We start from the raw sequence: 12170 nt of genomic DNA, 5'->3' as shown, positions 1-12170 counted from the left end.
ACGCCCGGGCCCGCGACGGTGACGTCGCGGGCCCGGACCCGTGCGCGCACCCGACGGCGGCCCGCACGCCGCCGGGCGGCCCGGGCGTCGGCGTGCCGGGCGGCCCGGTCGTCGGCGTTTCGGGCGGTTCAGTCGTTGGCGTGCAGGGCGGCGTTCAGCTCGATGCCCCGACCCGTGCGCGGCTTCGCCTCCAACGCGCCGGTCACCGAGTTACGCCAGAACAGCAGCCCGTCGACGCCGGACAGCTCACGGGCCTTGACCACCCGGCCGTCCGGCAGAGTGATCTTGGAGGCGGCGGTGACGTAGCAGCCGGCCTCGACCACACAGTCGTCGCCGAGCGAGATGCCGACCCCGGCGTTCGCGCCGACCAGGCTCCGCTCACCGATGCGGACCCGGTCGGTGCCGCCACCGGAGAGGGTCCCCATGATCGACGCGCCGCCGCCGATGTCGGAGCCGTCACCGACCACCACACCCTGCACGATCCGGCCCTCGACCATCGAGGTGCCCAGCGTGCCGGCGTTGAAGTTGACGAAACCCTCCTGCATCACGGTGGTTCCCGTGGCGAGGTGGGCGCCGAGCCGGACCCGGTCCGCGTCGGCGATCCGCACCCCGGCGGGCACCACGTAGTCGGTCATCCGGGGGAACTTGTCCACCCCGTACACGGCCAGGTGGCGGCCGGCGGCCCGCTCGATCACCCGCAGCTCGTCGACCCGCTCCGGCGGGCACGGCCCGGCCGAGGTCCAGGCCACGTTCGCCAGTTTGCCGAAGATGCCGTCGAGGTTCAGCTCGTTGGGCCGCACCAGGCGGTGGGAGAGCAGGTGCAGCCGCAGGTACGCGTCGGCGGCGTCCTTGATCGGCTCGTCCAGCGCGCCGATCACGGTGACCACCTGCACCGTACGCAGACCCGGCAGGGCCCGCTCGCCGATCGCGCCGGGTGGCAGGTCGAGCACGTCGGCCTGGTCCTCGCCGGGGACCAGCGGCAGCTCACCCAGGCCCAGCTTGCCGGTCGGGTACCAGGTGTCGAGCACCTGCTCGGCGGCGGTCACGGTGGCCACGCCGATTCCCCAGGCGGATTGGGACGTCACTGTTCTACCCTCTCGTTCGCGGCTGCGGGGCCGGTGGGCTCACCCCTCGCGCCCACCGTTCAGGACGGTACCGTGCGAACCATGGAGAACCCGCTTACCCCCGAGGTCCTGGCCGATCCGGTGGCGCTGACCCGTGCCCTGGTCGACATCGAGTCCGTCTCCCTCGACGAGAAGGCGATCGCCGACTGCGTCGAGGAGGTGCTGCGCCGGGTGCCGCACCTGAGCACCTTCCGGCACGGCAACACGGTGATGGCGCGCACGGACCTCGGCCGGGACTCCCGGGTGGTGCTCGCCGGGCACCTGGACACGGTGCCCCTCAACGACAACTTCCCGTCGACCATGCGCGGCGACCTGATGTACGGCTGCGGCACCTCCGACATGAAGTCCGGGGTGGCCTTCGCGCTGCACCTGGCGGTGACCCTGCCCGACCCCCGCTACGACGTGACGTACCTGTTCTACGAGGCCGAGGAGATCGAGTCCCGGTACAACGGCCTCACCCTGGTCGGTGGGGCGCACCCGGAGTGGCTCCAGGCCGACTTCGCGGTGCTGCTGGAGCCGACGTACGGCATCGTCGAGGTCGGCTGTCAGGGCACCATGCGGGCGGTCGTCACCCTGCACGGCGAGCGGGCCCACGCGGCCCGGTCCTGGCGTGGGGTGAACGCCATCCACGGGGCGGGCGAGGTGCTGCGCCGGCTCTCGACGTACGAGGCGCGGCGGGTCACCATCGACGGCTGCGACTTCCGTGAGGGCCTGAACGCGGTGCGGATCGGCGGCGGGGTGGCCGGCAACGTCGTCCCCGACCGCTGCGAGATCGAGATCAACTACCGGTTCGCCCCGGACCGCGACCCGGCGGCAGCCGAGGCGCACCTGCGCGAAGTGCTCGCCGGCTACGAGTTGACGGTCACCGACGCGGCGGCCGGCGCACTCCCCGGCCTCAAGGCCCCGGTGGCCCAGGAGTTCCTGGCGGCGGTGGGCTCGGCCCCGAGGGGCAAGCTGGGCTGGACGGACGTCGCCCGGTTCGCGGCGATGGGCATCCCGGCGCTGAACTTCGGCCCGGGCGACCCCAACCTGGCCCACCACAAGGACGAGCACGTCGAACTGACCAAGATCCGCGACGGCGCCGCCACCCTCCACCGCTGGCTGACCCCCGCCTAACCCACCCCCCACCCCAACCCACCCCAACCCACCCCAACCCACCCCACCCCGCGCTCCGCCCGCGCCCCGGCTCGGCCCGGTGATCAAGAGGTTTGCGTCACGGGGAGCGCTCTCCCGGCCCGCAAACTTCTTGATCACCAGCCGCAAACTTCTTGATCGCCAGTGCGGGGAGGGGCGCGGGTGGGGTGTGGGCGCTGGAAGGGGTGGGGGATGCATGGTGAGGCCCCGGGGTCGGGGACCGCCGGGGCCGTGGTGGGGCTGGTGGGGTGAAACTCAGGGTGAGGCTGGTTGGGTGAGGCTGGTGGGGTGAGGCTGATTGGGTGGGGAGCGGGGTGGGGCTGGTTGGGCGGGTGGTGGGTGTCAGACGGTGGTGAGGCGGGGATTGTCGGGTTCGGTGGGCTCGACGGGCTGGGCGGCGGGTTCCACCGGCACCTCCAGCTGTCGGGCGCGGCGGCGCTCGGCCACCACCTCGTTGATCCGTCGCTGCATCTGCCGGCGGATACGCATCCGCTCGTTGTTGCTGATCACGCTTGCTCCTCCCCCGAAGGCGCGCGCCGGGCCATACCCGGTATGTGAATAGTAAGACGTACGGGCGACAGAATTAGTTGCCCATGATCGCGAACTTTTTCTCCGACCTGTCGGCCGGCACCGCCCTGACGTGCGCCTCCACTACGGTGGCTGTCATGAGTCAGACCAACGGGCGGCGGCCGGGCCGCGATCCGGAGCGGCACCGGGGAGCGGTCACGCTGCGCCGTGGCGCGATCCCCACCAGCACCGCTGACCAGCGGTTGTTGGACTCCCGGGGGCGCAGCGACTGGAAAACCAAGGACGCCTGGCGCGCGCTGCGGATCCTCGCCGAGTTCGTCGAGGGCTTCGACACGCTGGCCGACCTGCCGCCCGCGGTGAGTGTCTTCGGCTCCGCGCGTAGTAAACCCGACAGTCCGGAGTGCCGGCTGGCCGAGGAGTTGGGGGCCGGCCTCGCCCGGGCCGGTTACGCGGTGATCACCGGCGGTGGCCCCGGAGTGATGGAGGCGGCCAACCGGGGTGCCAGTGAAGCCGGCGGCCTCTCCGTCGGGCTGGGCATCGAACTTCCCTTCGAGCAGGGGCTCAACGACTGGGTCGACCTGGCCATCGACTTCCGCTACTTTTTCGCCCGCAAGACCATGTTCGTCAAGTACGCCCAGGCGTTCGTCGTGCTGCCCGGCGGCTTCGGCACCATGGACGAGCTGTTCGAGGCGCTCACCCTGGTGCAGACCGGCAAGGTGACCCGCTTCCCGGTGGTGCTGATGGGCACCGACTACTGGCGGGGGCTGCTCGACTGGCTGCGGGACAGCATGGCTGCCGAGGGCAAGATCGGCCCGGTGGACCTGGAGCTGATCTGCCTCACCGACGACGTCGACGCGGCGGTACGGCACATCGTCGAGGCCGAGGCGGCCCTCGCCGTCGACCAGGAGGCGGTACGTGAGGAGGCGGTCGCCCGGACCGCCGCCGACCAACAGGCCGCCCGCCGGGCCGCCGCCGTCGCAGACGCCACCGACACGAAGCCCGGCACCCCCGCGTCGGGCAGTCCCGCGTCGGGCAGTCCCGCGTCGGGCAGTCTCTCGCCCGGCAGTCCCGCGTCGGGCAGCCACCCATCGGGCAGTCACCCATCGGGCAGCCACGCGTCCGGCAGTCCGACGTCGAGCAGCGCCGATTCCGGTAGCCCGCCGCCAGGCAGCCCCGCGTCCGGTCCGGCCGGGCCTGGTGAGCCGGGGTCCGGTGAGTCAGGGTCCGGTGAGCCGGGGTCCGGGGCGGGCCGGGGTGTCGTCGACGGTCGGGAGGGCTGAGCCGGTGGCGGCGATCTGTGTCTTCTGCGCGTCCTCCCGTACCCTCGACCAGCGCTGGTTGGATCTGGCGGCCGAGACCGGCGCGGAGCTGGCCCGGCGCGGGCACACGCTGGTCAGCGGCGGTGGCTGCGTCGGCATGATGGGCGCCCTCGTCGACGGGGCGCGGGCGGCCGGTGGGCGCACCGTCGGGGTGATCCCGCAGGCGCTGGTGGACCTGGAGGTCGCCGACCTGGCCTCGGACGAACTGCTCGTCACCGACGGCATGGCCAGCCGCAAGACCATCATGATCGAGAAGTCGGACGCGTTCCTCACCCTGCCCGGCGGACTGGGCACCCTGGACGAGCTGTTCGAGGTCTGGACCACGGCCACCCTGGCCATGCACACCAAGCCGATGGTGCTGGTCGACACCGACGGCTTCTACCGTCCATTGCTCGACTGGCTGGGCACCATCACCGAACAGACCTTCCTCAAGCCGGCCGGCCTGGGCCTGCTCACTGTCGCCCCCACCGTCTCGACCGCGCTGGACGCCCTGGAGTCCCAACTGCCCTGATCCCCACCCGTCGCCGGGGCCGGGCGGTGCGGGTTCGGGCCGGGTGGCCGGCACCGACTTCCGACCGCCGGCCACCGGCCGGGCCCGGGCGGGGTGGTGCGGTGGGTGGTGTCGTACCCGCGTGGTGGGATGTGGGGGTGCAGGGGTACCGGCTGGTGCGCCGACCTGCCGGATCGGGCCCGGAAGGCGGCCGGTCCGCCGCGAGCGTCCGGGGGGACGGTCGGCACGGCGGGGCGACCGTGGGCCCGGATCGGGCCGGGTCAGGCGTCGAGGGGGAGCCGCGGCCCGGGGGGTCGGCGGGCGATGCCGCGTACCCCCGGGGGGAGTTGCGGCTCCGGGCAACGGCGAGTGGGGCCACCCACCCGCCGGCGCGTCGGCCCGATCCGCTCCAGGCGGAGGTCGTGGCGCACACCGCCGGGCCGATGCTGGTCCTCGGCGGGCCGGGCACCGGCAAGACCGGCACCCTGGTCGAGGCGGTCGCCGCCCGGGTCGCCGAGGGGGTCGACCCGGAGCGCCTGCTGGTGCTCACCTTCAGCCGTCGGCAGGCCACCGGGCTGCGGCACCGGATCGAGGCCCGGATCGCCGCCGACGGCCACCGGGTGCTGCGCGAGCCGCTGGTGCGCACCTTCCCGGCGTACGCCTTCGGCCTGCTGCGCCGGGCCGCCGCCGAACGCGGCGAGCCGTCCCCCCGGCTGCTCACCGGGCCCGAGCAGGATCTGATCATCCGGGAGCTGCTGGACGTCGTCGGCACCGAACCCGACGACCCGGTCGGTTGGCCGGACGACCTGCTCCCCGCCCTGCGTACCCGGGCGTTCGCCGGCCAGCTGCGTGACCTGCTGATGCGGGCCGCCGAACGCGGCGTCGGGCCGGTCGAGCTGGCCCGGCTGGGGGAGAAGCTGGGCCGCACCGACTGGCCGGCCGCCGCCCGGTTCCTCCGGGAGTACGTCGCCGTCCTCGCGCTGCGCGACGTCAGCAACCGGGGCTCCGTGGCGTACGACCCGGCCGAGCTGGTGCGGGCGGCCACCGGCATGCTCCTCGACGATCCGGAGCTGCTGGAGGCCGAGCGTCGCCGGCTGGCCCACGTCTACGTCGACGAACTGGCCGACACCGACCCGGCCCAGCAGGACCTGCTGGCCGTCCTGGCCGGTGGTGGCCGTTCCCTGGTGGCCTTCGCCGACCCGGACTCCTCCACGTACGCCTTCCGGGGTGCCGACCCGGCCGTGGTGACCGCCTTCCCGCACCGGTTCCGGACGGCCTCCGGGGCCCCGGCGGCGCAGGTCACCCTCACCACGTCCTACCGCGCGGGTGCGGTGCTGCTCGGGGCCACCGGTCGCCTGGCCCGGCGGTTGCGCGGGCCGGCCGGGCACCGGCGGCTACGACCGCTGCCCGACGCGCCACCCGGCAGCGTGCAGGTGCGTACCTTCCGTTCGGCCACCAGCGAGGCCGCCTGGTTGGCCCACGCGCTGCGCTCCGCCCACCTACTCGACGGGGTGCCCTGGTCGGCGATGGCGGTGCTGGTCCGCTCGACCCACCTGCACCTGCCGGCGCTGCGGCGGGCGTTGCACGCCGCCGGGGTGCCCACCGTCGTGCACGGCGAGGACCTGCCGCTGCACCTGCAACCCGCGGTCGCCCCGCTGCTGCTCCTGCTGCGCTGCGCGCTCGAACCGGCCCGGCTGGACGAGGAGTCCGCGGTCGCCCTGCTGCACTCGCCGCTGGGCGGGGCCGACCCGCTGGCCGAGCGGCGGCTGCGGCAGGGGCTGCGGGCGCTCGCGCTGGCCCGGGGCGACCGGCGGCCCTCCGGCGAGCTGATCGTCGAGGCGCTGGCCGACCCGGCGGAGCTGGCCGGCATCGAACGCCGCTGGGTCGAGCCGGCCCGGACGGTGGCGGAGCTGCTCGCCACCGCGCGGACGGCGGCGGCGGTGCCCGGGGCCACCGCCGAGGACGTGCTCTGGGCGGTGTGGGACGCCAGCGGGCTCGCCGAACGCTGGGCGGGGGCGATCAACCGGGGCCGGGAGGCCACCGGGGAGCACGAGACCGCCCAGCGTTGGCGGGCCGAGGCCGCCGACCGGGACCTCGACGCGGTGCTGGTGCTCTTCGACGCGGCGGCCCGGTTCGTCGACCGGCTGCCCGGCGCGCGTACCGAGGTATTCCTCGACCACGTCCTCGGCCAGGATCTGCCGGCGGACACCCTGGCGGCCAGCGCCGACCGGGGCGAGGCGGTCCGCCTGCTCACCGCGCACGCCGCCAAGGGACTGGAGTGGGACCTCGTCGCGGTGGCCGGCGTGCAGGAGGGCGTCTGGCCCGACCTGCGGCTGCGCGGCAGCCTGCTCGGCTCCGAACGGCTGGTCGACGTGCTGGTCGGCCGGGCGGACGGCACCGGCACCCGGGCCGGCCTGGTCGGGCAGACCTCCGCCCTGCTCGACGAGGAACGCCGGCTGTTCCACGTGGCGGTGACCCGGGCCCGGCGTCGGCTGCTGGTCACCGCCGTCGCCTCGGCGGCCGTCGGTGGCGACGACCACGAGGAGCAGCCCAGCCGCTTCCTGCACGAACTCGGCGTCACCGGCACCTCCGGCGACGACCCCACCCCGCCTGACGATCCGATCCCGCCTGACGATCCGATCCCGCCCGACGATCCGATCCCGACCCCGACCCGGCCCCCGACCTCGCCCGGGGGCCCCGCTCGGACCCCGTCCGTCGGCGGCGTCGGTGCCGACCGGGCGCAGGGTGACAGCACCACGCCGGCCCTGCCCACTGCCGGCGTGGACAACCAGGACCCGCGGCCGGAGCCGGCCCCCGCAGGGGCACCCTCCCGCCACGATCCGCCGACCGCCCGCCGCCACGGCGCCGAGGCGGCTGACCAGGGGTCGGCGGCGGGGCCCGGGGAGGCCGGTGACGCCCTGCCCGGCGAGTTGCCCGTGGGGCGGCCACCCCGGGCGCTCACCCTCTCCGCGCTGGTGGCTGAGCTGCGTACCGCAGTCGTCGATCCGGCGGCGTCGGTGGCCCGGCGGCGTGCGGCGGCGGCCGAACTGGCCCGGCTGGCCGCCGCCGGCATTCCCGGCGCGCACCCGGACGACTGGTGGGGGTTGCGCAGCCTCTCCGACGACCGGCCGTTGGCCGACGAGGGCGAACCGGTCCGGGTCACCCCGTCGGGGATGGAGAGCGCGCTGCGGTGCAGCCTGCGCTGGCTGCTCGAACGGCACGGCGGCAGCGGGCCGGCCAGCGCCGCCCAGGGCGTCGGCAACCTGGTGCACGCCGCCGCGATGCTGGCCGAGGACGCCAGCGCCGACCGCACGGCCCTGCTGGAGTACGTGGCCGCCCGGTTCGACGCGATCGAGCTGGCCGCCCGGTGGATGGTCGGCCCGGAACGGGACCGCGCCGAGGCCATGGTGGACAAGCTGCTGCGCTGGCTGGCCGGCAACCCGCGCCGGCTGCTCGCCATCGAACACGAGTTCGCGGTCCGCCTCGACGACCCGACCCGTCCGATCGAGCTGACCGGCCGGGTCGACCGGCTGGAGGTCGACGCCGACGGCCGGCTCGTGGTGATCGACCTCAAGACCGGCAAGTCGACGATGGTCACCGAGCGGGAGGTGGCCGAGCATCCGCAGCTCGGGGCGTACCAGGCGGCGGTGGAGGCGGGCGGGTTCGCCGAGTTCGGCGACGAGGCCGGGGGCGCGGCGCTGGTGCAGCTCGGTACCGGTGCGAAGGACGCCCGCGAGCAGACCCAGGCCGCCGCCGGGCAGGGCCCCGAGGCCGGCTGGGCCACCGCCCTGGTCCGGCGCACCGCCGATACGATGGCCGCCTCGACCTTCGCCGCCGTCGCCAACGCGAAGTGCCGGGTCTGCCCGGTGCGGACCAGCTGCCCCGTCTCCGGGCAGGGCCGCCAGGTCGTGGAGCCACCGGCGACCGGCCACGAGGGGGAGGGGTGACCCAACCGACGCTGTTCAGCGCGGCCACCCCCGCGCCCCGCGCCGCCGACGCCGGGCCGCGCTACACGCCGGTGGAGCTGGCCCGGCTGCTCCGGCTACCCGCCCCCACCGCCGAACAGGCCGCGATCATCGCGGCACCGGTCGCGCCGCTGCTGGTGGTGGCGGGTGCCGGTTCGGGCAAGACCGAGACGATGGCCGCCCGGGTGGTCTGGCTGGTCGCCAACTCCTACGTCCGCCCGGAGCAGATCCTCGGGCTGACCTTCACCCGCAAGGCGGCCGGTGAGTTGGCGCACCGGGTGCGGACCCGGCTCGACCAGCTGGTGCGGCGGCTCGGGCGGCGGGCCCGCAACCCGCTGGACGACCCGCTGGCCGGCGAGCCCACCGTCTCCACCTACCACTCGTACGCCGGGCGGATCGTCACCGAGCACGGGCTACGGGCCGGCTACGAGCCGACCACCCGGCTGCTCACCGAGGCGTCCCGGTGGCAGCTCGTCGATCTGCTGGTGCGCAACTACGACGGCGACATGTCCGAGGTCGACCGGATGCCGAGCACCATCACCGACGCCGTGCTCGCGCTGGCCGGCGAGTTGGACGAGCACCTGGTCGACCCGGACACCCTGGCCGCCTGGACGGGCCGGTTCTTCGCCGAGGTGCAGTCCCACCCGGGCCGGGTCTACGCCGACGTCCGCAAGGCCCTCCAGCTGCAACGCACCCGGCTGAAGCTGCTGCCGCTGGTGCGGGCGTACGCCCGGCGCAAGGACGACTTCGAGGCGATGGACTTCGCCGACCAGCTCGCCCGTGCCGCCCGGGTGGCCCGGGACCACCCGGCGGTCGGCGCGGTCGAGCGGGACCGCTTCCGGGTGGTGCTGCTCGACGAGTACCAGGACACCAGCCACGCCCAGGTGGTGCTGCTCAACCACCTCTTCGGCGGCGGTCACCCGGTCACCGCCGTCGGCGACCCCTGCCAGTCGATCTACGGGTGGCGGGGGGCCAGCGCCGGCACGCTGGACCGGTTCCCCACCGACTTCGCCCGCGCCGACGGTGCCCCCGCCGAGGCGATGAGCCTCACCACCAGCTGGCGTAACCGGCCGGAGATCCTCGGCGTGGCCAACGCGCTGTCGGTGCCGCTGCGGGCCGCCGGCGCCCGGGTGCCGGAGCTGCACGCCGCGCTGAGCGTCCGCGACCCGATCCCGCACCGCAGCCCGCGCGGACGGGCCGCCGGCACCGTGCACTGCGCGCTGCTGCCCACGTACGTCGACGAGGCGGACTGGATCGCCGACAGTGTGCTCGCCGCCTGGCGGGGGGCGGCCCGGATGCCCGGCGCGCTGCCCGAGCACATCCCGGTGCCGCAGCGCCCCGCCACCGCCGTGCTGGTCCGGCTGCGCAGCCAGATCCCGGCGATCGAGGCCGCCCTGCGGGCCCGGGGGCTGCCGGTCGAGGTGGTCGGCCTGGGCGGGCTGCTGGACACCCCTGAGGTACGGGACGTGGTCTGCACGCTGCGGGTGCTCGCCGACCCGACCGACGGTGCGGCGCTGCTGCGGCTGCTCACCGGGGCGCGCTGGCGGATCGGGCCGCGTGACCTGGTCGCCCTGCACCGGCGGGCGCGGGTCATCGCCCGGGCCCGCCGGGAGCTGACCGGCGACGACGGGTCGGAGATCGTCGTGGACACCCTCGACGAGGCGACCCTGGTGGAGGCGCTGGCCGATCTGGGGCCGGCGCAGACGTACTCGGCGGAGGGCTACGCGCGGCTGCGGTCGTACGGGATGGAGCTGGCCCTGCTGCGCTACCGGCTGGACCAGACGCTGCCGGAGCTGATCGCGGACGTGGAACGCACCATCGGGCTGGACGTCGAGGTGGCGGTCCGGGCCGGCCGGGACGGCACCGGCGACGCCGGACTGGCCCGGGGGCACCTGGACGCGCTCGGTGACGTGGCGGCCCGGTTCAGCGGCGAGACCCCGGCGGCGACGCTCGCCGGTTTCCTGGCCTACCTGGCCGCCGCCGAGGACGAGGAACGTGGGCTGTCCCCGGGCGAGGTGGAGGTGGTGGAGGGCGCGGTGCAGGTGCTCACCGCACACGCCGCCAAGGGCCTGGAGTGGGACGTCGTGGCGGTCGCCGGGTTGACCCGGGGCAGCTGGCCCGGTCAGGTCCGTAGCTCCGACCACTGGCTGGGTGGGCTCGGGGTGCTGCCGTTCCCGTTGCGCGGCGACGCCGACGGGTTGCCCACGCTCGACCTGACCGAGGTGATAGACCAGCGCGGGGTGGCCCGGGTGGTGTCCGACTTCACCGACGCCTGGCGGGCCCACGACGAGCGTGAGGAACGCCGGCTGGCGTACGTGGCGGTGACCCGGCCCCGGCGGCTGCTGCTCTGCTCCGGCTACTGGTGGGGGGAGGGGACCAAACGGTTCCGGGGCCCGTCGGTGCTGCTCCGCGAGGTGTACGACGCCTGCCTGGCCGGTGGGGACGGCCTGCTGGTCGACGAGTGGACGCCCGAGCCGGCCGGTGACGCGGTCAATCCGACCACCGAGGTGGTGCTGCGGGCGGAGTGGCCGGCCGACCCGCTGGGCCCCCGCCGGCCGGCGTTGACCGAGGCGGCGGCCCTGGTCCGCCGCTTCCTCGCCGACCCCGACGCGGCCCGCCGCGATCCCGCGCCCGCCGTGGTGCCCGGCGACCCACAGGTGGTGGCCCCCCAGGCGGTGGCCCCGCCTCCCACGGGCACGCCGGCGGCGGGCAGGGGGGCGGCTGGTCCGGAGGCGGCGGGTCCGGAGCCCGATCCGGAGGTGGCGCGGTGGCGGCGGGAGGCGGATCTGCTCCTGGCCGAGCGGGCGGAGCTGCTGCGGCAGGCCGAGGCGGTGGAGGTGGTGCTACCCGGGCACCTGTCGGTCACCCAGTTGGTGGCGCTGCGCCGGGACCCGGCGCAGCTGGCCCGTACGCTGCGCCGGCCGATGCCGGCCCCGCCCAGCCCGTACGCCCGGCGGGGTACCGCCTTCCACGCGTGGCTGGAGGCCCGCTTCGGGGCCGACCGGCTGCTCGACGTGGACGAGTTGCCGGGTGCGGCCGACGCGGACGCCGCCCCCGACGCGGCGCTGGCCGAGCTCCAGGAGCGCTTCCTGGCCAGCGAGTGGGCCGACCGGGTGCCGGTGGAGGTCGAGGTGCCGTTCGCCACGGTGCTGGCCGGCGTGGTGGTGCGGGGCCGGATGGACGCCGTGTTCACCCGCCCCGGCGGCCGGTACGACGTGGTCGACTGGAAGACCGGCCGGCAGCCGACCGGGGTTGAGGCCGAGGTGGTCGCGGTGCAGCTGGCCGTGTACCGGCTGGCCTGGGCGGAGCTGGCCGGAGTGCCGGTGGACCGGGTGGGGGCGGCCTTCCACTACGTCCGGGAGGGGGTGACGGTGCGGCCGGCGGACCTGCTGGACGCCGACGGGCTGACCACGATCATCGCCGGGTTGCCGGAAATTCCAGCGGGGGGTGGCGCTCCCGAAGATCCGTGGTAGGTTGTTCTTGTTGCAGTTTTGGTTTCCAGAGACTCTGTGTGCGCCTGGCGGATTGTGGCCCCAGGCGCTCTTTGTTGTGTCCGGAGCTCTCCGGGCGGGGCGACCAAAAACAACAGGCGATTCGCGCATCCCGCGCG

At 75.0% G+C, this 12170-nt stretch carries 6 protein-coding genes and 1 pseudogene; 5 read left to right on the top strand and 2 right to left on the bottom strand.

The genetic code is table 11. The features are described 5' to 3' along the window. Positions 1-128: 128 nt before the first annotated feature. Complete coding sequence (gene dapD / locus AB0C22_RS13950) at positions 129-1085, bottom strand: 2,3,4,5-tetrahydropyridine-2,6-dicarboxylate N-succinyltransferase (protein WP_219464603.1); 957 nt, start codon at positions 1083-1085, stop codon at positions 129-131. Between the two features lie 81 nt (positions 1086-1166). On the opposite strand from dapD, the gene dapE reads away from it, so the two are divergent. After that, positions 1167-2240, top strand: coding sequence for a succinyl-diaminopimelate desuccinylase (gene dapE, locus AB0C22_RS13945; protein WP_208568050.1), 1074 nt, complete (start codon positions 1167-1169; stop codon positions 2238-2240). A gap of 360 nt (positions 2241-2600) precedes the next feature. Here the strand turns inward: dapE and AB0C22_RS13940 are convergent, their stop codons facing one another. After that, positions 2601-2768 carry a hypothetical protein gene (locus AB0C22_RS13940; protein WP_208568156.1) on the bottom strand — a complete coding sequence of 56 codons (168 nt, stop codon included), beginning with the start codon at positions 2766-2768 and terminating at the stop codon, positions 2601-2603. Positions 2769-2923: 155 nt separating this feature from the next. Between AB0C22_RS13940 and AB0C22_RS13935 the strand changes: the two are divergent. From AB0C22_RS13935 to AB0C22_RS13920, 4 genes and pseudogenes are all read left to right on the top strand, one after another. Further along, positions 2924-3745: pseudogene (locus AB0C22_RS13935) on the top strand (TIGR00730 family Rossman fold protein); the annotation flags it as partial. A 325-nt stretch (positions 3746-4070) separates the two neighbouring features. After that, positions 4071-4616, top strand: coding sequence for a TIGR00730 family Rossman fold protein (locus AB0C22_RS13930; RefSeq protein ID WP_219464602.1), 546 nt, complete (start codon positions 4071-4073; stop codon positions 4614-4616). Positions 4617-5038: 422 nt separating this feature from the next. Continuing rightward, complete coding sequence (locus AB0C22_RS13925) at positions 5039-8542, top strand: ATP-dependent DNA helicase (protein WP_357535283.1); 3504 nt, start codon at positions 5039-5041, stop codon at positions 8540-8542. Continuing rightward, the gene (locus AB0C22_RS13920; RefSeq protein WP_357535149.1) at positions 8539-12033 is read left to right on the top strand and encodes a UvrD-helicase domain-containing protein; all 3495 of its coding nucleotides are present in this window, start codon (positions 8539-8541) and stop codon (positions 12031-12033) included. The genes AB0C22_RS13925 and AB0C22_RS13920 overlap by 4 nt, the downstream gene beginning before the upstream one ends. The last annotated feature ends 137 nt before the right edge of the window (positions 12034-12170 follow it).

Origin of the sequence: Micromonospora sp. NPDC048894, assembly GCF_040649765.1 — a bacterium.
Classification (GTDB): Bacteria; Actinomycetota; Actinomycetes; order Mycobacteriales; family Micromonosporaceae; genus Micromonospora; species Micromonospora antibiotica.
Note: the sequence above shows the minus strand (reverse complement) of the source record. Positions and strands in the feature narration are given on the sequence as shown.

Excerpts from the sequence above, each read along its gene's own strand:
- dapE (WP_208568050.1), top strand. The coding sequence starts at position 1,167 with ATGGAGAACCCGCTTACCCCCGAGGTCCTGGCCGATCCGGTGGCGCTG.
- AB0C22_RS13925 (WP_357535283.1), top strand. The coding sequence starts at position 5,039 with ATGCTGGTCCTCGGCGGGCCGGGCACCGGCAAGACCGGCACCCTGGTC.